This window comes from Flexibacter flexilis DSM 6793, assembly GCF_900112255.1.
Taxonomy (GTDB): domain Bacteria; phylum Bacteroidota; class Bacteroidia; order Cytophagales; family Flexibacteraceae; genus Flexibacter; species Flexibacter flexilis.
The window spans coordinates 221707-247095 of sequence record NZ_FOLE01000004.1; the positions used below are offsets into that span (position 1 = coordinate 221707).

Genomic DNA, 25389 nt, shown 5'->3' on the forward strand with positions numbered 1-25389 from the left:
TACAATTGGCAATAAGTCCAACAAAAAGAGAGGCTGCTTTTCAGCCTAAAATACCGAAAAATGGCAAATTCCAAACCTTATGTTAACATTTTTCTTATACGCCTTGCGATGTACGAATATTAACCAGATTCACTAACCTTAAAACTAAAAATGGCCTGTGCGAAAATACAGGCCACATAAATTGGAGAATTACACGACATTTTCTTTGAAAGGATTCACACTTATTTCTATCATTAGATTTTCAAAATAGCAATAGAAACCAAATGTATTTCTGATTTTTTTGGGTTCACTTTCAAATGTTAAATCATGGTGATTCTTAATTTTTTCATACATATTCCAAACAGCGGCCTCATCTTTTTGATAAAAACCAATGTGAAAATTTTTGGGATATTCTGGTATTTCTTCCTTTTTATTCAGCACTTGTCCCCAAATGACCATTGCAAAATCATGGCTATTTTCCATAACAGCCATTTGACTATTTCGATTGACGATTAGATTAAAACCAAAATGCTGGGCAAATAAATTTACCGCTTTATCTACGTCTTTAACGACGATGTTAATGTGATTTAAATTCATTTTATTCTCGTTTTATTTGTAGAACAAAATTACGTTTCGGGCATGAGGCTGAATTGGATAAATCGGTCGTTTTCGTTTTTATTTAAAATAGTAGGCTTTACTCCTGCAAATTTTTTCACTTCCCTAATAAAATGGGATTGGTCTCCATAATTAAGCTCAGGATACAAATCTCCTTTTTTCAACTGTTTCAATGAACTGGAAAAACGGATGATATTAAGGTATGATTTTAGCGTTATTCCGAACCATGTATTAAAATAGCGATTCATTTGCCTGCAACTCCAACAAGTCTTTTCCGACAAATCCTTAACAGTTGTTTCACCTTTTGACGCGTAAATGAGCTCAAAAAGATGCTTTTTACGGCTATCCATTTCTTTTTGCAAAAGCGAAGCAATCATTTTACAGGCTTTGTGATAAAAAGTTTCAAAGTCCGACAAGTCATTTTCAGAAAATCCCCAGTAGTCAGGCGGCAGCGTTTGTTTAGTGTTTTTGAGCTCGCTGAAGGATTGTTTAAAAATATATTCAGCGGCTAAAGGATGAAAACTTATCGCAAACATTGTAGATCTGGGAAAAGGTGGTTTTACGATAGGTTTTGTACAAATTCCAGATATAAATATTTCAAAATTTTGGTTTTCTACGGCTAAAAGAAACAAATCAATTTTTCCGTCAGGAACGATAATACCTTCCTTTTTTTCATCAGAATGATTTTTAACCATCCAAATACTTTCTACTATATCTGTCAGCGAATGATCAGGGACACACGAAATGTATTCTAATTGATTTTTTGGAAAAGACATCATCACTTCTTACTTAAAATTTTACAATCTTGTGCAAAGCCTTATGTTAGCATTTTTCTTATCAAAGAAATTTGCCCTAAATGGTAATAACTATGCTCAATCACGCCTTCGAGGTTGCGCAACAATGTTCCGTATTGCGGATTAATGAATGGTTCGTCCAGTGCTTTATCGTCCATTTGTTCGACTTTGTCGGCAAACTTTTCGGCATTGCGTAAGAACGCCTCCACTAAATTCTGCCATTCCTGCGCGGAGGTAATCGGCGGCAAATCAAAGCTGTATTTATCGCTAATTTCCAGTTTTCCCGTCTCCAATGCGCTCAAAAGCCCTTCCAAATAGTAGTTGATGTGGTAGGTCAGGGCGGCAATCGTATTGAGGTCGTGGATTTTCTGGGTAGCCAGTTGCCAATCAACGGACTGTATTTGTGCTTTATAATTGGTGTTGGCAATCCACTGCCCACTTAGCAGCACTTCGCGTAATCGGCTGGCAATAAGTATGTTTCTTTGCATGAGGGTTGCTATGGTTTATTGTGGACTGTGCGGGGGACATAGGTTATTTGGGGGAGGTTATTAGTTTTAATGTATCAACTACATCGTTTGATTTATATATTTCTGCAATATCTTTTAAACTACCAATGCTAAAACTAAATGGCTCGTCAGATTTCCGTGCTAAGTAAATTCTGAACTCTTTTTGGTATTCAAATTCTAAGGGTTTTTCAAAAAGATTTATGGCTCTATTAACTTTTTTTGTGTCATAATATGTTATGAAGCCATGTTTGTATGCTATATTTAATTGTCTTAATTTATTTTCTATTAAAGTTAAAAATGTTACATTATCTTTAATTAATAAACAATGCGAGCCAAAGTTCTTAATCTTTTCATCAATTTTAAATTCCATTGGATTTGTCCAGCCATGTGAAGAAACACAATAGAGGCTAAAAATATTTCCTAACACAGTTTCGTAGCTTTCCCTTATTTGAATAGAAATATAATTTCCTTTAAAATTTAGCGACGGTGTTTCAAATTGTCCTGCAGGATAGTTGTTTATTTTACTAATTCCTTCATATTTATCTCCTCGCAATTCTCCATCTTCTATTTTTCTGAAATATTGTATTGGGTTCATAAAAATTGTCCCGTTTTGATACAAGTCAGTTATATGTTCTTCTTGTCCAAATTTCAAAAACATTTTTATAGTGTGTGTCGCTTTTTTCATTTTAAATATAAATATTTTAATTTTTAGTAAATATAATAACCTTTCTCCACAAAGCAAGCCCCCGCCTGCCATTCCTTTGCAAAATCCTAAATATGGCGGGTTTTTCCAAACGCTATTCCTATTTTATGCAACAACTTATTCACCAAACAAAAAAAAGCGACAAGAAAAATTCTCGCCGCTTTTCACTAAACACTACAAACACACTTAAATAATTACTTAATATTTTATCCGAAAGGCTTATTCGCCTACTAAGATTTTCAGGTCGGAGCTTGCCAACAGATACGAGAGTTGCGCCGCGTACAAATCAGCTTGCGCTTTGGCCAACGTCGCTTTGGTACTCAGCCAATCGGCTTTTACGTTTAGCCCTGCTTTTTGCTTGTCTTCCTGCAACTTCAACTCTTCTTGGCGATACGCCACCGCTTTTTGCGCCACCGCCACCAAAGCCTGCGACTGCTGAATTTTGCGGTACGCTTTTTCGATGTCGTTGTGTACTTGCTGCTGCGTGTGCGCGATGTTTTCTTCGGCTTGTTTGAGTTGGTAGGTGCGTTGTTGGGCTACTTGTTTGTTACTAAAAATCCCTTGCACGTTCCACATCAAACTCACGCCTACAAACGGGTTGTTGCTGGGCAACAAATCCACACCTTTCTGATACGCATAACCAGCCACCACGCCCACGTCTGGAATATTGCCTTCGTGTGCGGCCTTAATGCCCAACGTCGCTTTGGTTTTGGTCAGTTGCGCGATTTGCAACTCCGTGTTGGTGTTGCTGGCGGCGGTTTGGTATTCGTCTATTTTGCCAATCGTCTGGAAAGCTGGCGCAACGTCGGCCAACTGAATTTGGCTTTCGCTGATGCCCGTCAGGTTGGCCAAATCGCCCAAATAATCCTGAATTTGGATATTGAGTTTGAGTATATTTTGTTCCTCGTCGGCTACGCTGGCCAAAAGCCCTACTTTATTGCTGTTGATGGCCTTGCCTGCCGAAAGAGCCGTTTCCACGTCTTGCAACTTGGTTTGGGCTAATTCGAGTTTGGCTTGCGCCTCTTGCAACTGCTTTTGGGCAATTAGCGCACCGTAATACAACTTTTCTACGCCTTGTTTGATTTGGTGCGAAACCTTGATTTTTTCTTTTTCGGCCAAGGTAACTTCCGTTTTCTCCACGGCCTGCCCCGTGTTGATTTTGAACTGCTGCGTAAGCGGCTGATACGCCAAAACGCCCGCATACAAAAGGCTGTGTTTGCCTATCTCGTAGCTTTGCTCTTTGTTGGGCAAAAGCACGGGCGTTGTGCTGGTGGGGATTACGCCAATCGCTCCCGCAGGAATCGTTAGACTTTGTACATTAAAATTGTACTGATAACCGCTATTGACCATCACACTCGGAAAACGTTTGATGTGTGTTTCCTTGATTTTGGCTTCTTTCTCTTTGATTTGCCAATCTTTGAGCGTAAGAATATGGTTGTTGTGCAAGGCCGAATCCGTGAGTTGTTGCAGTGTAAAACCTGCGGTTTGGGCTTGCAATTGCCCGGAACCGCCCACCATGATTAAGGCCAAAAATGACAATCCGAAAATTTTGTTATGCTTCATGGCTAATGTGGTTTTGACTGTTTTCCAATATATCTGCTTTATCTTTTGTATTTATCCAACCAATATACAATACTGGTACGCTGATAAGTGCCATCACCATGCTCCATACCACCCCGAACGCCAACACACTGGCCAACGGTGCCCACATCGGCGATTTGGAAATAATCATCGGTAACACGCCAATCGCTGCGGCCATCGCCGTCAGGAAGATAGGGCGCAATCGGCGTTTGCCCGACTCTACCGCCGCCGTCTTGATGTCCATGCCGTGGCGTATCAGTTCGTTGGTGTGGTCCACCAAAATAATGGCGTTGCGCACCACGATTCCCGACAAAGAAATTAACCCAATAAATGCCGTGAAACTAAAGTTGTTGCCCGTAATGGCCAGACCGCTAATCGCTCCAAACAAACTCAACGGAATGGTAAACATCACGATAGCCGATTCTTTCAAGTTTTTGAATTGGAAAAGCAAAATGAAGAAAATCAGCACCAAACTCACCAACAAAGCCGTTACGAGTTGTCCAATCGTATCTTTTTTGTTGTATTCTTCGCCGCCATATTCGAGGCGGTAGCCGCTCGGCAACGCGATTTTTGCTATCTCAGGTTTTACGCTTTTCAGCAATTCGGCGGGCAGCGTGCCTTTAGCCACTTCGCTTTGCACCGTCAGGGTACGCACGCCGTTGCGGTGCATGATTTTGCCCGTATGCCATTCTGGAACGAGTTCGGCCACTTGGCGAAGCGGAACATCTGCACCCGTTACAGGCGATTTGAGATACAAATTGGCCAAATCGTCGGAGGTTTGGCGATCGTTTTTGTCCAAACGCAATACAATCCCGATGTCATTGTTTCCTTCGTAAATCGTGGAAATAGTCGCGCCACTAAAACCCGCGTACACGCTTTGCGCCACGCTGCTGGTCGTGAATCCCAAGCGGTTAGCTTCTTCTTTTAGGTTAATGCCTATGCCATAATAATCTTCTCCAAAATCATTACGCACAAAGCTACTGCCTTTGGCATTTTTCAAAATCTCGGTGATTTTTCCCGAAATTTCTTGCAATTGCCTAATGTCTTCACCGATTACGCGCACTTCTACGGGAGCTTTGAGCGGCGAACCTTGTTGCATGAGTTTAATATACGTCGTGCCTTCAGGAATAGCCGAACCCACTTTGCCGCGCAGCTCTTCGGCCAATTCTTCGGCGGTTTTGTCGGTGGTCGTGTTTACCAAAATTTGTGCGTAATTGGTCGTCGGAAATTCTGGGGCAAAATTGTAGTAAAAACGTGGCGCAGCCGTTCCCGCAAACGTGGCGAAAGTAACAACGCGTTTATCGCTTTTAATCAAAGATTCTGCTTTCAAAATGGCCTGATTCGTTTTTTCTAACTTAGAACCCGTTGGCATCCAGAGTTCTATCACAAATTGGTTGCGTTCGGCTGTCGGGAAAAACAACTGACGTACACCTTTGGAAAATACCAAACCCGTGAGGAAAATCGGCAAAATACTGCCCGCAATCGTGATACGCGGATGTTCTACGCACCAATCCAACATGGCGTTGTAGCCGTCTTGCATATAGTCCAACAACGATTTGCGCTTTTTGGCCAAGTCTTCGGCACTGGCACTGTGGTCGTGCAAACCTTTTTTGATAAACATATAACAAAGCATTGGCGTAAGCAGCATTGCCACCACAAACGACGAGGCTAAGGCAATGGCCACTGCCAGCGGCAAGCTCACAATAAATTCGCCAACCGAACCGCTAATCAAAACCATTGGCATAAACGAGGCGATAATCGTTACCGTAGCGGCCAAAACGGGTATTACCAAGTCGTTGGCACTGCGCCAAGCCGCCGTCCAGCGGTCAATGCCTTGGTCTAAAAGTTCCACATAATTATCGGCGATAACGATGGCATCGTCCACCACCATGCCCAACGCCAGAATCAAACCCGCCAAAGACACTTGGTGCAACTCAATACCCAACGCGTGCAAAATCGCGAAGGTAACGGCCACCGTCATCGGGATAGCCGTAGCGGCCACCGAGGCAATGCGCAAAGGCAAAAGCAAGATAACCACCACAATAACGGAGGCAATGGCCAGCAAAAACTCACGGATAAAGTGCGTAATGTTTTCGTCCACCAAATGCGGCTGGTTTACGATGGTCGTAATTTTAATCTCGGAAGGCATTACTTTTTTGGCTTCTTCGATTTTGGCTTCTACGGTTTTGCCAAACTTCACGATGTTGTTTCCCTCGTGCATTTGGATAGAAAGCAACATGGATTTGTTGCCGTTTACCGTAATCGAGTTGGTAGGCTCGGCGTATTCGCGGCTCAGCGTGGCCACATCTTCGAGGCGCACCACCGCACCATTTTGCGAAGCTCCCACCACTTGATTGCCCAAATCCTGTTCGGTGTTGTAATAACCGTTGGTATAAAGTGGCGTTTTGCTGGTTTCGGTCTTGAGGTCGCCCGTCGCCTTAATGTTATTTTGAGACTGTAACAACCTGATTACCTGTTGCAAATTCACGCCGTATTGCGCCAATTTCTCGGAGCTGGACGAAACAATAATTTGTTCTTTTTGCTCGCCAATGCGTTTGATTTTGGAGGCTTCGGGAATGGTGCGCAAATAATCTTCGAGTTTTTGCGTGTAGGTTTTTAGTTCCTCATACGATGCCTTGTTGCTTTCGATGGAAACGACCATGGCTTCCGTGTCGCCAAAATCGGAGTTTACGATAGGGCCGCGCACGCCGTCTGGCAAATCTAATGCTTTGGTAATGAGCAACTGATGGCGCAATTTGCTCCAAAAAATATCAGGTTGTTTTACTTTTTCGGTAAGCTCTACGTTGATGACAACCACGCCGTCTTTGGTCGTGGAATAGGTTTTTACTTTGTTTACTTCTTCGTATTGAAAAAGATATTGCTCTAATTTTTTGGTTACTTGGTCTTCTACCTGCGCCGAGTTGGCACCAGGAAAAAAGGCCACCACCAAACCTTGCCGAATCGTAATTTTTGGGTCTTCGCGGCGTGGCATATTCAGCAGCGAATTGACACCAATCGCAAAGAGCAGCAACAGTACAGAAAGTGTAACGTGCTTATACTTTAATGATGCTTGTATTATATTCATTGCCCGAATTATTTAATAGAAATAATAGAACCGTCGGTCAGTTTATTTTGTCCTGCCGTAATCACCAAATCGCCCGCGTTGATGCCTTGTGTAATTTCGATTTTATTTTGAATAAGTTTACCAATACTTACGTTGCGCTTAAAGGCTTTATTGCTGGCTTTGTCGGCTACAAAAACATAAGGTTGATTATTCAAATCGTGGCAAATTGTTTCGGTTGGCAATAATATTTTAGAAACGTTATGATTAGTCGGGATTTTGGCTTCGGCAATCATGCCAGGGCGCAGCAACAAATCAGGATTATTAACTTCAATTTTGACAGTAAATGTGCGCGATGCCGCATCTGCCGAAGAACCAACTTCTATTACTTTTCCTTCCAAAGTTTTTTCGATAGCTGGAACAAAAACGGTAGCTATTTGGCCTAATTTCACGAATTGAATTTCACTTTCAGGAATGTAAGCCAATACTTTTACTTTTTTAATATCCGAAATCACAAAAAGCGGTGAGCCTACACCCACAATTTCGCCCACTTCAGCCATTTTTTTAAGCAAAATTCCGCTAATTGGTGAGTATAATTTCGTGTCGCTAAGGTTTTTATTTTGCAATTGTTGTTGCAATTTGGCTTGCTCCAAAGCGTAGGTAATTTTAGAAAAATCGCTTTCGTTGAGGCTCTTGGCATCGTGCAAAATTTTGAGCCTTCCGAACTCTTCAGACGTAGAATTTACCTGAACATCAGATAGTTTCTTGGCAATGCCGTAGTTGGTTGGGTCGAGGCTGGCCACCAGTGCATTAGCCGCTACCGTTTGGCCTTCTTTGAATGAAATGCGGTTGATTTTGCCTGCCACCATAAAGCCCAAACGCACGGTTGTGTTTCCGTCAATATTACCACTGACCGAAATTTCGTTTTTCGTCTCGCTGCTGGCTACTTTTTCGGTAGTTACCACAACGGTTTGGGGTGCATTTTCAGGGCTTGAAGTTTCGTTTTTTGACTTACAACTGCCCAAATATAGTATGCCTGCAATGACAAATAAATAAATTGTAGGACGCTTCATATTGTTTCGGGAATTTTTATGAAAAAGATAAATCTTGTGTTGAAATATGGGTGATTCCTAAGAACTGTAAAATATGTTGTATTTGATTCTGAAATTCTGTTTTTCCGCACACCACAAAGGCCAAATTTGGCATAGTATTAGCATTAATGATGGCTTCTATTTCTTCTTTTTCGGCGTTCCAATCGCCCAACAAATCATAGCGCATCATTTCCCCAAAAAACTTAGTGGGGTAATGCGATTTGAGAATTTCTATTTCTTTTTGGAAGAGATATTGCCCAACTTCTGAATAATACAGTAGCGAAATGTGCTTATAATATTTTTCGGCTATTTTAGACTTTAAGGACGGAAAAATAGTAGCAATTCCTACTTCGTCGGCAATGAAAATGAGATGACGACCGTGTTCCATAAATTCTTTGTATTTATCGCTGAATTGACAATGCAAAGGTGGAGACTACGAACGAATTTATTTTTAAGATATATTAAAAAATGCGGGGCAGTGGCATTTATTTTTTGCCCCGAATCACGCTTAGGGTTTGTTGCGTAATGCCCAAATACGAGGCGATGTGTCCGAGCGGCACGCGCAAAATAAGGCTCGGATTGCTGGCCAATAGCGCGTCGTAACGCTGCTGGGCAGTGTGGAACTGCAACGAGTAAATGCGGTCGGAAAACGCCTTGATTACGTCTATGGACGTGAGGAAGGCAAACTCTTTCATGGGTTTTATTTCGTCGAGTATGCGGCTAAAGTCCTGATAACGAATAGTTCGGACGGTCGTATCTTCGAGCGTTTGCATTCCGTACTGGTCTTGTTTGTTGTAAAAAATGCTGTCCAGTGTGGTGGCAATTGAGTTTTCGTCAAAGAAAAAATGCGTAATGTCTTTGTCGTTGTGGTTGTAAAAAGTGCGAACCAGCCCTTTTTCGATAAACAAAACTTTTTGGTTGGAATGGTAAGGATGCGACAAAATCGTGCCTTTGGGGTGGGTTTCGCGCCGAAAAGCGGCATCAATAATTTGTTTGTCTTCGGGGCTGAGCGAAACTTTGGTACAGATGAAAGACAGCAATTCCATAGGCAGTGTGTAGTGTTTTGTTTGTTTAGCGGCGTAAAACAAAACAAATATAGGCAAAGAAAGAAATGTACTGGCTGAAGGCTTGGAAACAAAATTCGTGGAAGGTGCCACGCCTACGGCATTACAAATACGATTCATTCATATTTTGCTACAAATATTTCAATCCTGACGGATTTATTTTCCCAAAAGTACAAAGCCTTTAGGCTTGGCATCTTTGTAGAAAGCAGCCCAATACCTCCAAATATTTTCATATTTTATTCTGACTAAACAAACTCCTGAAAACCAATTGCCTAACACGCCCAATTGTTTCCTTGCCTTTTCCACAGAAACCCATACTTTTGCGGCACGAAAACGCACACGTAACCGCAGTGTTACGGATTTGTGAGTTTTACAAAGCACCAAATTCAATCTGTAAAAATTATTTCAAAAACTTTAACGTACTTTTCCGTATGGCAACTACGCTTACTTCCCTGCACGACGTGCAGATTTTCAATCTGATAGACAAAGAAAGGCAACGCCAAGAACATGGCATTGAGCTGATTGCTTCCGAAAACTTCACTTCTGAGCAAGTGATGCGTGCGGCGGGCAGTGTGCTTACCAACAAATATGCTGAAGGTTTGCCAGCCAAACGTTATTATGGTGGTTGTGAGGTAGTGGACGAAATCGAGCAATTGGCCATCGACCGCCTAAAAGAATTGTTTGGCGCAACGTGGGCAAACGTACAGCCGCACTCTGGCGCACAAGCCAACGCCGCTGTAATGCTTGCAGTACTGAACCCTGGCGACAAAATTTTGGGTTTTGACCTTTCGCACGGCGGACACCTTACGCACGGTTCGCCTGTCAATTTTTCGGGGAAACTCTACCAACCTTCGTTCTATGGCGTAGAACCTGAAACAGGCCTTATTGACTGGAACAAAGTAGAAGCAAAAGCACAAGCCGAAAAACCAAAATTGATTATTTGCGGTGCCTCGGCCTACTCCCGCGACTGGGATTATGCGCGTTTGCGTCAGATTGCCGACTCGGTTGGTGCATTGTTGTTGGCGGATATTTCGCACCCTGCGGGACTTATCGCCAAAGGCCTACTCAACGACCCTATCCAACATTGCCACATCGTAACTTCTACCACCCACAAAACGCTACGCGGCCCTCGCGGTGGTGTGATTATGATGGGTAAAGATTTTGAAAATCCGTTTGGCCACAAAACACCAAAAGGCGAGCTAAAACCAATGTCGGCATTGCTCGACGGTGGCGTGTTCCCTGGCACACAAGGCGGCCCGTTGGAGCACATTATCGCAGCCAAAGCAGTTGCCTTCCACGAAGCCCTTTCCGACGATTATTTGGCTTACGTGCAACAAGTAAAAGCCAACGCCTCAGTAATGGCCAAAGCGTTTTTGGACAAAGGCTATCAAATTATTTCGGGTGGAACAGATAACCACTTGATGTTGATTGACTTGCGCAGCAAAGGACTTACAGGCAAATTGGCGGAAAATACGCTTATCAAAGCAGACATCACTATCAACAAAAACATGGTGCCATTCGACGACAAATCGCCATTCGTTACCTCTGGTATGCGTGTGGGTACGGCGGCTATCACCACGCGCGGCATGAAAGAAAACGATATGTTGCAAGTAGTGGACTTTATCGACGAGGTACTCATGAACCACGACAACGATACCAAACTTGCGGCGGTTCGTGGCGCGGTGAATAGCTTCATGACCAAATTCCCGTTGTATTAATCACCGATTTTGATTAAGTTATAATAAAAAAACAAGCCCGTCAGGTGAACATTTGACAGGCTTGTTTTTTTTATTGCTGAAAATATAGCCTTAGTTCTTCTGATAGAAAAAATAATTCCATCTCGCACATTGCTCTTTGCGGAGCATCATTGCTGAAATTGCCAAGAGCAATGGCGTTTTTGATAGCGGTTTGTAAGTGTGGTTGTAATTTCAGGTAAATATCATCATCTTGTTTGGTAAAAAATCTCTCCTTCTTTTCATAGGCTGTCAAATGTTTTTTTAATTGCGTTTCCGCACCAGCACATTTTTCAAAATACTTGGAAGTTGCCTCAAAGTGAAGTAAAAACCAAAATTCAAGACACGGATTATTGACAATTACCACAACATTTTTAAAATCCTTTACAAGTTTATTTCTATATTCCTGAAATATTTTGATTGGAGATTTTCTCCCTTTTTGAGCTTCATTTTCTTCTTTAATAATAGTATCAAGGTCAACTATCCAAAAAACTTTCGTAAATTCTTTGCCTGATAGCTCTCGAACTAAATCATATTGTTGCCTTATACTTTTGCCATTAGGGATTTCAGGTTTTATACTAACGCGAATATTTCTTTCATTTCGTTTTAACATATTCAGATACCAAACCTCTGTGTCTCCGTCCACCACAACAGCAAAAGAAGGGATTGATTTACTTACAATATTTTTTGGCTTTCTCATAAGTTTAAATCAATAAAAGTATCGCCCAAATTAGGAGTTCCGCTTAATTTCCCGCTTTTATAAGCATTTAAAATATTGGTAGTATCACGTATAACAGAACTATCAAAATCAGCTAATGAATAAAGCTCAGTAGCACCATTTTCTCCTTTGTCAGTGAACCATATTGCATCATTCCTAAATATATCTTTATTATCTAAAATCTCACGGTTATGGGTAGTTGCTATGATTTGCGATGTTTTAGCATTTAAAAGAAAAGAAAGAAGAAAATGTAAATACAAATCTGGATGCAAAGAAGACTCTAACTCATCGATTGGAAATACTGTTGATTGCTTGATTAATAATGCCAATAATCCCGAAAACCCATAATAACGCTTTGTTCCTTGCGATTCTTCCTCAAAAGGCAAAGAGTAGGACGTATTATTTACAGTATGTTCAAACTCAACATTTACAGCCGTTATTTTACCTTTTTTCTCTAATTCATTTATGTCATCATTGGGCGTTTTTACCTGTCTTTTTAGAAATTCAATAAACCCATCAGGAATTTCTTTTTCTTCTTCTTTAATAATAATATCAGAGATATTAAAATCTGCTTTTTTTAAGATATTTACTACGTCATTTTTTGAAATCTCATTATTATGTATTTGTGATGTTATAAACTCCTTTAGTTCTGTTTTTGTATTAATTAATGGGCGCAGATAATTTTTAAACCAATCAATAACTTCTTGTAATTCATGGAAATTAATGTTAGTCTTTAAATAACCACCAAGTACCGTATTATTCCATAAAGTATTTGCTTCCAGTGTTTTTCCAAAAGTCTTATTTTTTGAAAATTTACTCCCAAAACCAATTTCTGTAAATTGATTTTCGAGGTTTGTTTTTCTTTTATAAACACTTGCTTTATTAGGATTATAAAAATACAATTCCTCTCTTACTATTGCTATTTTATTAAATACTATTTCATAAAAGTATTTAATATTTTTATGAAAAAATTCAATTGAAATAATAGAATTTTGATTAGGAGTATCTGTATCAAAAAGAAATGGACGAAATTGTAATTCGCTTGTCTTTTTGCTTTCAGGATTAAGCACCATACCACCTAAAAACTCAAGCGCATTAAGAATAGTGGTTTTTCCCGAAGCGTTTGCACCATAAATTAAGGCAAGTTTTAAAATTCGTTGCCCGTTAATATTTACAATGTAAGCGTTTTCAAGATGAGCGGACTTGTCCGCTTCAAACGAAAGAATTTGCTTATCTTTAATTGAGCCAAAATTCTGAACACTAAAATTAACAATCATTTTTATTCCCGTTTTTGTAAGACACTTGCAAATTAGAGAACAAAAACAAAATAAAAAAGTTTTTTAATCTTTAAAAATACAAGTTACTTACAAATTAGGGACATATTCTCATTTTTGGCGTTTTGGTTATCATTCAGGAATATAACTCAAAATACTTAGGTTTTTATCCTCAAAAATTTCGTTGGCCAACTCACAAAGCTGCGAGGCGGTGACGGCTTTTATTTGCCTAAAAATTTCGTTCAAATCGTCGATGCGCTCCGAGTCGAGCAGCGTTTTGCCCAGCATCAACATCAAACTCATGTTACTTTCTTCCGACATGGCCAGTTGCCCCATGAGTTGTTCTTTGGCCGTGTGCAACTGCAACGTACCAAGCGGTGACTCTTGTAATTTTCGCAACTCCTTCTTTACCAGCGAAATACTACGATTAAGTTGTTTTTTTTCTGTTCCAAAATAAATACTAAACAGCCCCGTATCCACGAAAGGCGTGTAAGTGGCATCTATCGAATACACGAAGCCGTATTTTTCACGCAAAGCCAGATTAAGGCGCGAGTTCATGCCCGGCCCTCCCAAAATATTAATCAGCATAAACAACGGCAGTCGGCGCGGGTCGTTGATGGGAAAAGCCGTGCCGCCAATCATGCAATGTGCTTGCGTAATGGCACGCGTGCGTTCCCATTGATCGGGCTTGTATTGCCCAAAGGCAAGTTTTGGTTTTTGGGCAGTATAGCGCGGAATTTCGGTTACAAAACGTTCGATTTTGCGGCGCACTTGTTCGAGCGTAAAATTCCCGACTGACGCAAATACCACGCGGTCTGTGTTCAAATTTTCTTGAATAAATTGCTGAAAATCTGTGCGTTGAAAACCTTTTACGCTTTCGGTCGTTCCCAAAATATTGCAGCCCAGCGGGTGCGACCCAAAAATCAACGTGTCAAATTCGTCTTGAATGGCATCGTCGGGCGCATCGTAGTACATGGACATTTCTTCCAAAATTACGCCACGTTCTTTTTCAATTTCTTTGGCAGGAAAAACCGAATTGAAAGTAATATCGGTCAGCAATTCCGCCGCTTTGGTGTAATGTGTGTCCAGAAACGAAGCGTAAAAACAAATTTTTTCTTTGGTCGTGTAGGCATTCAACTCGCCGCCTACCGATTCGAGTCGGTTAATAATGTGAAAAGCCTTGCGTTTGCTCGTGCCCTTAAAGGCCATATGTTCCCAAAAATGTGCAATTCCTTGTTGGTGCAAACTCTCGTCGCGGCTGCCAATGTCCAGAACAAAACCACAATGTGCAATTTTGGTATGTGCTACTTGCTTGTGTATGAGCCGAATACCATTCGGAAAAGTATAAATTTCGTAATCTTTCATGCAAAGAGAAAAACGCTCTTAGAAATAGCTAAGAGCCACGTAGATAGATTTTTGATTACAATTTGAAGGGCAACTTTGTTCCGTGCGCCTCACAAAAATTTGTTTCAGACCACAAAGCAACCCAAAATCTGTTAATAATGCCACGTATTGTAAGGAATTTGTATTTGCCCGAAAGCCTCCAACAAGTCTGCACCGCTACGGACGCGCTCGGCTTGCGGCACTTGCAGCGACTGCGCCACCCAGCCGTAAAGTTGCGCCGCTGTAAAACCTTGTTCGCGCATTTGTTTGATAGATAGCGACTTATGCGACTTCGACATTTTTTGTAAATGCTCGTCCTTTACCAAACCGTGATGCAAATACACACAAGCGGCACGGTCTGACAACTGTAATTTTTCGGCTAAAAAAAGCTGACAAGCCGTAGATTGTAGCAAGTCCGCACCACGTACCACAAAATTAATTTCGTCCAGATGGTCGTCTATCACACAAGCCAACTGGTACGCAGGCTGGCCATTGTCGCGCCGCCGTATCACAAAATCGCCTGCGGTTTGCGCCAAATCCACGCGTAAAGCCTCATTTTGGCCGTATTCTTGTATCCAAATCGGGCAAATATCGGGCACTGCCACACGCCACGCGGTTTCGGGTTGCTCGAATGGCAAATGTGAATTTCGGCAATGTTGCGGATACAATCCGTTAGCGTTTTGGCCTTGCCACTGGCTACGCGAACACGTGCAGGTGTAAAGGTCGTTTTGCTGCTGCAACTGTTCAAGCGCACGCAGGTACAAAGGCATTCGGTTTTGTTGCGAAAAATTTTGTAGGAAATCAGCCACGCCCGAAGCTCCCGCATCGTATTGCAGATCAATCCATTGCAAGGTCTGGAAAATATCGTCGAGGTATTCTGGGCGCATACGTTGCGCGTCCAAGTCGTCGATACGCAGGCGCAACGTACCGCCAAAATGCGACACCAACAGCCGCGTAAGCACAAAGGAAAACACATTGCCAATATGCAAAAAACCGCTGGGCGTGGGCGCAATACGCGAATGTAAATTATTGATTATCAATTTTATTAAAAAATAAAGTATAATACAATTGCTAAGATTATACGATATGTTATTGCGTAAAACTTAATCGCAATATGTTCTCTTACTATTCTTTGCTCATCTGCTCATACCAATTGGCAGGCAGATGAGCAAAGATTTTATTTATTATGGAAAAATAAAAACTTATTGCAAAGAAGCCAACGTCGCTTTTACGTTCTCGAAATTAGGAACTTCGCCAGCGTTTTCCAGCACTTCGGCGTATTGTACTACACCGTCTTTGTCCACCACGAAAGCCGAGCGTTTCGACACGCCTTTTAGCCCCAACACAAAGTTTTCGTACAAACTTTCGTAGCTGGCCGAAACTTCTTTGTTGAAATCCGAAAGCAATTGGAACGGCAGTTGTTCGGCTTCGCGGAATTTGCCCAACGTGAAAGGCGAATCCACCGAAATGCCTACTACTTCGCAGTTAAGTTTGGCGTATTCGGCGATGTTGTCGCGCATACCGCATAGCTCGGCAGTACAAACGCTGGTAAAAGCCAAGGGGAAAAATAAAATAACAAGGTTTTTACCTTTGAAAGAATCCAACGAAACTTCTTGTTTGTCGGTGTTAAGTAATTTGAAATCAGGGGCTTTGTCGCCTTTTTGAAGTGCCATGTTTTTTCTGAATTAAAATGTAAAAAAAGTGTTTTTTGAAGATATAACCTAAACACGTACAAGCCTACGGATTGTTTCGGTAAACTACAAATTTTTGAAATTAAACCTTGCTCTAATGAATAAAAAATGGTCTGTGAGACACAGACCATGGGAAAAACCCCATCTAAATCTTCCCCAAGGGGAAGACTTTAACAGGAATTGCAGGGAGGATAACAAGAATTGCGGGAAGGATAACAAGAATTGCAGGAAGGATAACAGGAATTGCAGGAAGGATAACAGGAATTGCAGGGAGGATAACAGGAATTGCAGGAAGGATAACAGGAATTGCGGGAAGGATAACAGGAATTGCGGGAAGGATAACAGGAATTGCGGGAAGGATATATTAAAACCCCTCCTAAATCCTCCCCAAGGGGAGGACTTCAAGATTAAGTGCTCCTCCCCACTGGGGAGGCTGGGTGGGGTTCTAAAACACGGGTTCAAAAGACCCTTCCTAAATCCTGTGGTTCAAAAGACCCCTCATAAATCCTGTGTTGAAAAAAGACCCCTCCTAAATCCTCCCCAAGGGGAGGACTTGAACAAGAATTGCAGGGAGGAAATATTAAGACCCCATCTAAATCTTCCCCAAGGGGAGGACTTTAACAGGAGTTGCGGGGGGGAAATATTAAAACCCCATCTAAATCCTCCCCAAGAGGGAGGACTTCAAGATTAAGTGCTCCTCCCCACTGGGGAGGCTGGGTGGGGTTCTAAAACACGGGTTCAAAAGACCCTTACTAAATCCTGCGTTGAAAAAAGACCCCTCCTAAATCCTCCCCTTGGGGAGGACTTGAACAAGAATTGCAGGGAGGAAACCCACCATGCGAAAATCATAACCCTGAGAGGAACAAAAAATGGCCAGTGAGGCACTGGCCATGGAGGAAAATCGTGTGTGTAAAGCCTAAACGATGATGGTATTTAGCGTGCGGGAGTTTGTGGGCATTTCTTATCTACTTTATTATCCTTGCCAATGAGTGATGAACTTGTGATTTGCTCTGAAACCTGTATGATTCGTACACTATTGTTGTTTACGGCCAATTATTCATCTTTAGAATTTAAAATCTAATTCAATCTTTGCATGATATTCTTCAAAAAAATTATTCCCAAAATGAAGGTTAAGCGGCATAATGTTAATGGCAGTTCTTTTACTTGGAGCATTAATCCGAAATCCACCTCCTAAATATCCTCCAAAATGGAAATCGCTAACATATTCAGAAGTTGGTGGTTGTGTATATACATCTGGGTCTCCTCCAGAACCTTTTAATCCTCTTGAGTTATTGATTAATCCGCCACAACCTACAACCAAAGAAAATGATTTAATCTTTATCAGGTCATAGAAAAGATTTGTCTCAAGATTTATAGAATTAAAATATTGATCCCGAGCGTCTGAGATGAATTTTGAACTATAATGTCCAATACTAAAATTGGGATTTAAGCGTAATCGGGTTTTCCAAATTTCTCTTTGGTATCCGAACGTATAAACAAACCCGTCTCCGTCTGTATTATTACCCATGGAAGAACCTAATCCAAGTCCAATTTTAATGCTACTTTTTGAAAATCCTTTCTCTTGTCCATGAGCAATATCATAACTAATCAATAATGCAAATAGAATCAATATTGTTTTACATCTTCTAATCATTTGTTTTTTCTTAGTCATATAATTTTTATTTAAAAAGTTGCGTACCTGTCTCGTTTAATTGTCCCCCACTTGCCATTTCGTTGCAAAATCACAACTTTTGCTAGTTTTTGCAAACAATATTTATATTTTATAACCAATAAAAAAGTCCGTTTCTGCGCAACTGGCAAAAACGGACTTTTTTGTTTTGATGTTTGGGCAAATTATAAACCGAAAGCGGCTTTTACTTTGTCCACGTAATCGAGTTTTTCCCAAGTGAAGAACTCCACAGGGCGAAGCGTTTTGCGACGTGTTTCTTCTTTCACGCCGTTGGCTTCTTTTACTTCTACGATATTAAATTCTACTTCTTTGGCATAAGATTCGCGTCCCATGTGGCCGTAAGCCGCAGATTCTGAGAAGATTGGGTTTTTAAGTCCCAAACGTTCTACGATTGCTTTTGGGCGCATATCAAAAATTCCTAATAATTTCTCGGCGATTTGGCCATCTGTCAAGGCTACTTTGCTTGTGCCGTACGTGTTTACGGTAAGCGAAACAGGAGCAGCCACCCCGATAGCATAAGCCACTTGGATAAGCACTTCGTCTGCTACGCCAGCAGCTACCATGTTTTTGGCGATATGACGCGCCGCGTAAGCCGCACTTCTATCTACTTTAGAGGAATCTTTACCCGAAAATGCGCCGCCACCGTGTGCACCTTTTCCGCCGTAAGTGTCCACGATGATTTTACGACCCGTAAGGCCAGAATCACCGTGAGGCCCACCAATCACAAATTTACCTGTTGGGTTGATGTGATATTTGGTGTTGGCATCAAGCAAGTTAGCAGGAATTACGCGAGGCACTACGATATTGATTACGTCTGCTTTGATTTTGGCAAGCATCGTAGCGTCGTCGGCAAAGTCGTCGTGTTGTGTAGAAACAACAATCGTATCAATGCGTACTGGCTTATGGTTGTCATCGTATTCGATGGTAACTTGTGCTTTGGCATCTGGACGCAAATACGACATTACAGCCGATTCATTTTTGCGAATATTGGCCAATTCTTTCACCAAACGGTGCGAGAACGCCAACGCCATTGGCATAAATTCAGGTGTTTCTTTCGAAGCATAACCAAACATCATGCCTTGATCGCCTGCACCTTGCTCTTTTTCAGCCCCTTCGTCCACGCCTTGCGCGATGTCTGCTGACTGGCTGTGCAAAGAGTTGATGATACCCGCCGAATTGGCTTCAAACTGGTATTCGGCTTTGGTATAACCAATTTTAGAAATAGTCTTACGAACTACGTCGTGAATATCTACATAGGCGTTTGTGGTAATTTCACCAGCAACCACCACCAAACCTGTCGTTACTAAAGTCTCGCAAGCTACGCGCGAGTTTGGGTCTTGCGCCAACATGGCATCAAGAATAGCGTCTGAAATTTGATCTGCTACTTTATCTGGGTGTCCCTCTGATACCGACTCGGACGTGAATAAATACGGCATTGTATAAAATTTATTTTTTTGAAATTGTAGAAAAGGTTACTCTATTCTCGGTGGCAAATTTAGCCGAATTACTTTGTAAAATAAAAGTATTGTTTCGGAATATCAAATCTTGCTCCAACAATATATTATTTGTCTGATAAAGTTGGCTTATTGGTAAAATGATACCAATTATTGTCTAATAATCCATTGTTATAATACTGTAAATAGGCTTTCAGACGGTTTTCTTCAACTTGCAATACTTGTTGTTGTTGAACTGTAAGTGCTTCATTGAATGGTTTTTGTGTTTTATAATCAAATAAAGCTGTCTTGCCGTCTGCGTATAAATGTAAATAATATGGCGGATTTATGTACAAATAATGTCCGTCACTGCGATTGATAATTTCAGGCTGCATTTTCCCAAAAATAGAACTTCCAAAATAATGTCTTTCGCGAGGCGTCAGCCCCAAATAATCCAAAACCGAAGGCATAATGTCAAGGTGTTGCACTGCGCGAGCCGTGTCCGTGTGTGCTGGATAGCGTTTTTGTGGCGAAAACCAAATCATCGGCACATCATAATTGCCCAGTTCTGTCTGGTAAGCAACCTCTTGCGACTCTTGCGTATGGTCGGCGGTAAGCACAAAAACAGTATTATTGTACCAATCCGTTTGAGCGGCCGCCCTAAAAAACTGCTTGAGCGAATAATCCGCATAGCCCAAAGATTCATGTACGGCAATTGTTCCTTTTGGAAAACGGCCTTGGTGTTGCGGCGGAATCGTGTAAGGTTGGTGCGAACTAAGCGTAAAAATTCCCGCCCCGAAAGGCTGTTGCATGCCCGAAAGTTGTTGGGCGGTAAACTGCAAAAACGATTCGTCAAAAATACCCCAATTGCCATCAAAATCGGCTTTGTTCGGGTATTCATTTTGTCCGTAATATTTCTGAAAACCAGCAAGTTTGGCGAACATGTCAAAGTTCATTGTGCCATTTGTGCCGCCATGAAAAAACGCCGTTTGGTAGCCGTTTTCGCGCAGAGCCGTGCCCAAGCCGTACAAATGATTGCCCTGAAAACCCGACGAAATATAAGCATCGTTCATCAGCGACGGCACGCCCGCCATTATCGCGGCCATCGCCTCAATCGAGCGGCGGCCATTGGCGTACGCATTTTTGAAAAATAGCCCTTCGCGTGCCAACGAATCCAAAAACGGCATATAACCTTTGTACGGATTGCCCGTCCCCAAGTATTCCGACCCGAAACTTTCCAAAATAATCACGACCACGTTTTGGCGCGTAGGCGTAGGATTCGGATTTTCGGACAAAGGTTTGGCAATGAGCTTTGTTATTTCTTGGTTGTTGGGGAAATAATGCAGCCGCTCAATGGTTTCGTTGTCTAAGGTTTTGAGGAAAACAAAAGGCGTATTCAATACCACATTTCCCAACTCGGTCGGCGTAATGTTAAACGCATGTCCTTCTTGCAAAGGCTTGATAGCCAACGAAGAACGAATCGCCAGCACACACAAAATCGCAATGGGCAAAATAGCTAACCAGCCTTTCCACGCGGGCAAAATCTTGCTTGGCTTGTCGGCTTTGTAGTTGGGGTAAAGTTTCCAAATCGCCCAAGCCAGCAGCCCAACGCCCAACGGCACAAACCAATAATTGCGCAGCAGTTGGGGCGTTTGGTGCAGCACGTCGCCCGCTATGCGCAGGATTTCGGCGGAAGTGCGCCGCGCCGTGAATTTGAAAAAGAAAATATCAACGGCATTGAGCAACAGAAAAGGCAAGTTGCTGGCCAAAAATAAAATTTTGAGTATGCGTTGATAAACTGGGCTGTCCAACCACCGAAACGGCAAAATTGAAAGCAAAACGAAAATTGCATTTATCCACGTAATCGCCGCCACATCAAAGCGCAGACCCGAAAGCAAGGCTTGCGCGATTTGTCCGAAATTCGCTTGTCGAAATTCGTTGTAATTTATTCCAAGAAAAAATAATCGTAAGAGACTATAAGCCGCCAGCAACCACAAAAGTCGCTGCACCAAAAGTCTGTAATGAATTGATTTCATGCAAAATAGCTTGCCTTTTTATTTTGATTTATTGATAATAACTACCCCAAAAATGATGGTAGCCATGCCCACGTAGTGTAGCGCAAAAAGTTGTTCGCCGTCGGCAAGTCCCCAAAGCAGAGCCACCAACGGAATAAGATAAGTAACCGAACTTGCAAAAACCGCAGAAGTGCGTTGGATAAGCAAATTAAATAACATCAAGGATAAGGCCGTTCCGATAATGCCCAGCACGCCAACGTATATCATGGCTTCGGTGGCTTGCGGATGTGTGGCCATTTTGTGCGTAAAATCTGTGTTAAGTAACACGATGGCGGCCACTGGCCCAGTTACCATCAGCGAGAGAGCCGACACGTTGAGCGGCTTCATGGCGGCCAAATGTTTTTTGATAAGATTGACATTGACCGCGTACATGGTGGTAGCCAGCACCACAAACCAAGCGTAAAAATTGGCATCCAGTTGCGTTTGGCCGCCTTTTCCGATAAAAATCAGCCCAGCCGAACCAATCAGCCCGACCACCAAGCCCAGCCATTTGAGCCAAGAAACGCGCATCGAAAAAAGCAAAGTGCCGATAATCATCGTAAAAATAGGCGTAAGGGCATTGAGTGCGCCAGAAATGGCACTTGGCAAACGGCTACCCGCCAGCGCAAACAGCATGGCAGGAATGAAACTTCCCACAAAAGCCGAAACGCCCAGATAAAACCATTCTTTGCGGTTGGCTTGTCGCCAGTTGCGCAGGGCAAACGGCAACATACTCATAAACGCCAAAAAGATGCGCAGCGAACCAACTTCTACGGGCGAAAAAACTTGCAGGCCTTTTTTTATCAAAATAAAAGAACTGCCCCAAATCAAGGCCAAAATGACCACCAAAGCCCACGAAGTCCATTGGGCAGACGTGGCGCGAAGTGTGGCGGTTTTTTCGGAAACAAAAGACATAATTTATTGTAAATAAGATGTTTAATAAAATATTTTCGGAAGTTTAAGAAGCTACTTTTTCGACGGCTTTTGTGCCTAAAAGTTTGCCGCGTCGGTCGTAGATATTGAGCAAAATTCCTGACATGACCAGCAGCATTCCAATCATTGCAGGCCATGTAAAAGTTTCGTTGAAGAAAATAAACCCAAAACCTAAGGCATAAATAATGCCCATATAATTCAGGTAACTAATACTTGAAAGTTCGGCGGCTTGTACGGCGCGCGTCATACAATACTGCGCCATTTGCGTAAAAACGCCCATTAGCAACAAAAAAATCCATTCGCTGCCCTGCGGTGCTTGCCACTGAAAATACGTGAGTACCGATGTAACAGGCAATGCCACCAGCGGAAAATAAAACACGACTACAAGCGGATGTTCGGTGTCTTTCACGCGGCGAACGCTATTGTACGCCAAGCTCGAAAATAGAGCAGAGGCTACGCCTATTATCATATAAAAAACCGAAATGCGTGTGTCCACGCCTTTGATGAGCACCACGCCCAAAAACGAGAGCAGCAAGAAAATCCATTGCTTTTTGGTCATGACCTCGCCCAGCGTATAAACCGCCAAAATCGACGTGAACACAGGCGAAAGATATTGTATGGTTACGGCAGAAGCCAACGGCATGGCCTGAAGCGTATAGAAAAAGAGAATCAGGGAGAAAACGCCAAAAAAACCTCTGAGAAACAAGTATTTGCGTTGGTTACCGAGCATCGGAATTCGGTTGTATTGGAGCATGGCCACGCTCAAAACAAAGGAAATGGCCGAGCGGAAGAATACTAACTCAATGGCGGGAATGCGTGAGAGAAACTTGACGCATAAATTCATGAGTGCAAAAAACAGGGTAGATAATAACATATACCTGACCCCTTCGGATAATTTCATAGTCTGATTGAATAATTTTGAATTGCTTTTTACAAATCGCGGCGCAATTTATATTAAATACCAATGTATTTTTTACTTTTGTAGCCCTTTGCATTGGCTAACATTTGCAAAGCGAACTTTGTTCTGTTTTAAACTTTGATTATTCCATGAAATTTCATCTTGTTTCGGGAGCTTGCGGCTTTGTGGGTCGCAATCTTGTAAAAAGACTTCTTAAAATTACTGATGATTATATTGTAATGGTGGACGACCTTTCCACTGGTACGCACCCTTCTACGTGGTTGCCTGCACAGGGTTACACTTCCACCCAAAACGGCGATTTAGAAGTTATCAATGGTCGTTTGTTGTTCTTCAAAGCAGATTTCAGAGAATTTTTGCACAAACTCACGCACCAACCTACGTTTTTGCGCGAGCAATACGGCCTTGATTTCGAACGCTTTACAGATGTGTTCCATTTTGCGGCAATCGTGGGCGGTCGTGCCAAAATAGACGGCGACCCGATGATGGTGGCTTTGGATTTGGCCATCGACGCGGAGTTTTTCTACTGGGCTACTCGCCACAAACCTGCGCGTGTGATGTTCCCAAGTTCGAGTGCGGCGTATCCTGTGGACTTGCAAGCCGAAAGCGGCGCGATTGCGTTGCGCGAAACGGACATCAATTTTGCCAAAATGGGACAACCAGACATGACTTACGGTTGGTCTAAACTCACGGGTGAATATTTGGCCAAAATCGCGGCACAGTATTACGGAATTTCGGTGGCTTGCGTACGTCCGTTTTCGGGCTACGGCGAAGATCAAGATTTGTCTTACCCGATTCCTGCCATTGCGGCACGTGCGGCACGTCGCGAAAATCCGTTTGAAGTGTGGGGAAGCGGCAAACAAGGTCGTGACTTCGTACACATCGACGACTGTATCGACTGTATCCTGATGGCGATGGACAATATCCACGACGGCTCAGCGATTAATATCGGTTCGGGCAAACTTACTTCTTTCCTTGAAATTATAGAGCTATTCAGCCGCTTTGTAGGTTATGAACCAACCATCAAACCGTTGTTGGACAAGCCAGTAGGCGTACACTCTCGTTATGCAGAAATGAGCCACGTAAACAATACATTCGGCTGGAAACCAAAAGTTTCGTTGGAAGAAGGTATGCGCCGCGTATATGAAGCAGCATTAGAACGCGTAAAAGCTCAAACGGTATAATTTTTCAGGATAATAAAACCTTGAACAACAAATAATGAAGCAAAAACAAGTCGGATAATTATTCGGCTTGTTTTTGTGTTTTTGGGGAATTAAGGATTTTTGTCAATCTCTTTCCGCAGTGCTTCTATTTGCTTTATGGTTAAACCTGTACCTTTTGCGATGGTCGTATTATCCAAATTTAGTGCGATAAAGTTTCTCGCAATTTCGATTTTACTTTCCTCAACGGCTGTTTCTAAAGCACTTTTCATGCCCCAATACTGAATTAGATTTTCTTCGTAAACGGCTCTTTGTTCGGAGCTTAGACTTGCCAATTCCGCCGCGCCAAAGGCTTTTTGAAAAATCGGTTCGTTGAGAATATTAGGAATGTGGTCAAAACTTTCTAAGTTTTTCAGAAAGTAGCACCATTTATCAAATTTGGTTTCTAATTCGTGCTCTTTTTTGGTGAACAAAGGCATTTGCAAAAACTTGAAATGCAATTTGTCAAAAAATACCTCTCCGTCTTGGTCTTTGAGTGCTACATCACGCCTAAACTTCCGTTTTTCTTCGGCCTCGTCGTATTCAAAATCAAGAATAGCCACAAAATAAATGGGTTCTAATTTGAAATTCCAATCGCCTTGTTGCGCTTGGTCGCGGATAGGAAACGTAACGTAAAACAAACTTCTGTCCTTAAAGTATTTGACCTTTGCTTTTTGCATTTCCACGATAAATCGTTCGCCCGAAAGAGCCTTGCAATGAATATCGAAAATAGCTTTTCTTTCCGCCGACAAGTCCGCCAAATTTTCGGGATTACGAAAATTTAGGGCTGCAATTTGGTGATGAGCAGGCAACAATTGATTGAGAAAATCAATGAGCAGGTCTTTATTGGCCTCCTCACCAAAAAGTTTTTTAAAGCCAAAATCAGTATATGGATTAATGTACTTTGCCATCAGCATACCAAGTTTTTATGCACGAAGATACAAAAAAGAAAAACCTCAAACATAGATTTT

At 42.1% G+C, this 25389-nt stretch carries 23 protein-coding genes; 3 read left to right on the forward strand and 20 right to left on the reverse strand.

Annotated elements, in window-relative coordinates:
* Positions 1 to 189: 189 nt before the first annotated feature.
* The 9 genes from BM090_RS08680 to BM090_RS08720 all read right to left on the reverse strand — a co-directional run bounded on the left by BM090_RS08680 (position 190) and on the right by BM090_RS08720 (position 9376).
* Positions 190 to 576, reverse strand: a complete 387-nt coding sequence (locus BM090_RS08680) for a VOC family protein (RefSeq protein WP_091510941.1) — start codon at positions 574 to 576, stop codon at positions 190 to 192.
* Positions 577 to 605: 29 nt separating this feature from the next.
* Entirely contained in the window at positions 606 to 1373 is a 768-nt protein-coding gene (locus BM090_RS08685) for a helix-turn-helix domain-containing protein (RefSeq protein ID WP_221405366.1), read from the reverse strand.
* Positions 1374 to 1411: 38 nt separating this feature from the next.
* Positions 1412 to 1876 carry a DinB family protein gene (locus BM090_RS08690; protein ID WP_091510948.1) on the reverse strand — a complete coding sequence of 155 codons (465 nt, stop codon included), beginning with the start codon at positions 1874 to 1876 and terminating at the stop codon, positions 1412 to 1414.
* Positions 1877 to 1919: 43 nt separating this feature from the next.
* Positions 1920 to 2651 (reverse strand): hypothetical protein, encoded by a 732-nt coding sequence (locus tag BM090_RS08695; protein ID WP_091510951.1) that lies wholly within the window; start codon positions 2649 to 2651, stop codon positions 1920 to 1922.
* A 165-nt stretch (positions 2652 to 2816) separates the two neighbouring features.
* Complete coding sequence (locus BM090_RS08700; protein WP_091510956.1) at positions 2817 to 4160, reverse strand: TolC family protein; 1344 nt, start codon at positions 4158 to 4160, stop codon at positions 2817 to 2819.
* Entirely contained in the window at positions 4150 to 7263 is a 3114-nt protein-coding gene (locus tag BM090_RS08705; RefSeq protein WP_091510959.1) for an efflux RND transporter permease subunit, read from the reverse strand. The genes BM090_RS08700 and BM090_RS08705 overlap by 11 nt, the downstream gene beginning before the upstream one ends.
* 8 nt (positions 7264 to 7271) lie before the next feature.
* Positions 7272 to 8312 carry an efflux RND transporter periplasmic adaptor subunit gene (locus BM090_RS08710; protein ID WP_091510962.1) on the reverse strand — a complete coding sequence of 347 codons (1041 nt, stop codon included), beginning with the start codon at positions 8310 to 8312 and terminating at the stop codon, positions 7272 to 7274.
* Positions 8313 to 8328: 16 nt separating this feature from the next.
* Positions 8329 to 8718, reverse strand: coding sequence for a ferredoxin reductase domain-containing protein (locus BM090_RS08715; RefSeq protein WP_091510965.1), 390 nt, complete (start codon positions 8716 to 8718; stop codon positions 8329 to 8331).
* Positions 8719 to 8815: 97 nt separating this feature from the next.
* Positions 8816 to 9376 (reverse strand): Crp/Fnr family transcriptional regulator, encoded by a 561-nt coding sequence (locus tag BM090_RS08720; protein WP_143083923.1) that lies wholly within the window; start codon positions 9374 to 9376, stop codon positions 8816 to 8818.
* A 449-nt stretch (positions 9377 to 9825) separates the two neighbouring features.
* Between BM090_RS08720 and glyA the strand changes: the two genes are divergently transcribed.
* The gene (glyA, locus tag BM090_RS08730; protein ID WP_091510975.1) at positions 9826 to 11112 is read left to right on the forward strand and encodes a serine hydroxymethyltransferase; all 1287 of its coding nucleotides are present in this window, start codon (positions 9826 to 9828) and stop codon (positions 11110 to 11112) included.
* Positions 11113 to 11182: 70 nt separating this feature from the next.
* Here the strand turns inward: glyA and BM090_RS08735 are convergent, their stop codons facing one another.
* The 5 genes from BM090_RS08735 to BM090_RS08755 all read right to left on the reverse strand — a co-directional run bounded on the left by BM090_RS08735 (position 11183) and on the right by BM090_RS08755 (position 16175).
* Positions 11183 to 11827, reverse strand: coding sequence for an RloB family protein (locus BM090_RS08735; protein WP_091510979.1), 645 nt, complete (start codon positions 11825 to 11827; stop codon positions 11183 to 11185).
* A complete protein-coding gene (locus BM090_RS08740) occupies positions 11824 to 13122 on the reverse strand; it encodes an AAA family ATPase (protein WP_091510982.1) in 1299 nt (432 codons plus the stop codon). Before BM090_RS08740 ends, BM090_RS08735 begins: the two co-directional genes overlap by 4 nt.
* A 129-nt stretch (positions 13123 to 13251) precedes the next feature.
* Positions 13252 to 14484: a M16 family metallopeptidase gene (locus BM090_RS08745; RefSeq protein ID WP_091510986.1), complete on the reverse strand. Its 1233-nt coding sequence runs from the start codon at positions 14482 to 14484 to the stop codon at positions 13252 to 13254.
* Positions 14485 to 14615: 131 nt separating this feature from the next.
* The gene (locus BM090_RS08750; RefSeq protein ID WP_177199887.1) at positions 14616 to 15542 is read right to left on the reverse strand and encodes a glutamate--tRNA ligase family protein; all 927 of its coding nucleotides are present in this window, start codon (positions 15540 to 15542) and stop codon (positions 14616 to 14618) included.
* Positions 15543 to 15704: 162 nt separating this feature from the next.
* Positions 15705 to 16175: a redoxin domain-containing protein gene (locus BM090_RS08755; RefSeq protein ID WP_091510993.1), complete on the reverse strand. Its 471-nt coding sequence runs from the start codon at positions 16173 to 16175 to the stop codon at positions 15705 to 15707.
* A gap of 94 nt (positions 16176 to 16269) precedes the next feature.
* Between BM090_RS08755 and BM090_RS18350 the strand changes: the two genes are divergently transcribed.
* On the forward strand, positions 16270 to 16884 hold the full coding sequence (locus tag BM090_RS18350; protein ID WP_177199888.1) for a hypothetical protein: 615 nt from the start codon (positions 16270 to 16272) through the stop codon (positions 16882 to 16884).
* Positions 16885 to 17256: 372 nt separating this feature from the next.
* On the opposite strand, the gene BM090_RS08765 is transcribed toward BM090_RS18350, so the two are convergent.
* The 5 genes from BM090_RS08765 to BM090_RS08785 form a co-directional block, all read right to left on the reverse strand.
* A complete protein-coding gene (locus tag BM090_RS08765; RefSeq protein WP_091510997.1) occupies positions 17257 to 17865 on the reverse strand; it encodes a hypothetical protein in 609 nt (202 codons plus the stop codon).
* Positions 17866 to 18047: 182 nt separating this feature from the next.
* Positions 18048 to 19319, reverse strand: a complete 1272-nt coding sequence (gene metK, locus BM090_RS08770; protein ID WP_091511000.1) for a methionine adenosyltransferase — start codon at positions 19317 to 19319, stop codon at positions 18048 to 18050.
* Positions 19320 to 19444: 125 nt separating this feature from the next.
* Positions 19445 to 21352: an LTA synthase family protein gene (locus tag BM090_RS08775; RefSeq protein WP_091511004.1), complete on the reverse strand. Its 1908-nt coding sequence runs from the start codon at positions 21350 to 21352 to the stop codon at positions 19445 to 19447.
* Between the two features lie 18 nt (positions 21353 to 21370).
* The gene (locus tag BM090_RS08780) at positions 21371 to 22285 is read right to left on the reverse strand and encodes a DMT family transporter (protein ID WP_091511007.1); all 915 of its coding nucleotides are present in this window, start codon (positions 22283 to 22285) and stop codon (positions 21371 to 21373) included.
* 43 nt (positions 22286 to 22328) lie between these two features.
* On the reverse strand, positions 22329 to 23204 hold the full coding sequence (locus BM090_RS08785) for a DMT family transporter (RefSeq protein ID WP_245756705.1): 876 nt from the start codon (positions 23202 to 23204) through the stop codon (positions 22329 to 22331).
* A 146-nt stretch (positions 23205 to 23350) separates the two neighbouring features.
* Here BM090_RS08785 and BM090_RS08790 point away from each other — a divergent pair, with 146 nt between their 5' ends.
* Positions 23351 to 24403, forward strand: a complete 1053-nt coding sequence (locus tag BM090_RS08790) for an NAD-dependent epimerase/dehydratase family protein (protein WP_091511013.1) — start codon at positions 23351 to 23353, stop codon at positions 24401 to 24403.
* Between the two features lie 89 nt (positions 24404 to 24492).
* On the opposite strand, the gene BM090_RS08795 is transcribed toward BM090_RS08790, so the two are convergent.
* A complete protein-coding gene (locus BM090_RS08795) occupies positions 24493 to 25329 on the reverse strand; it encodes an Rpn family recombination-promoting nuclease/putative transposase (RefSeq protein ID WP_245756706.1) in 837 nt (278 codons plus the stop codon).
* Positions 25330 to 25389 lie beyond the last annotated feature (60 nt).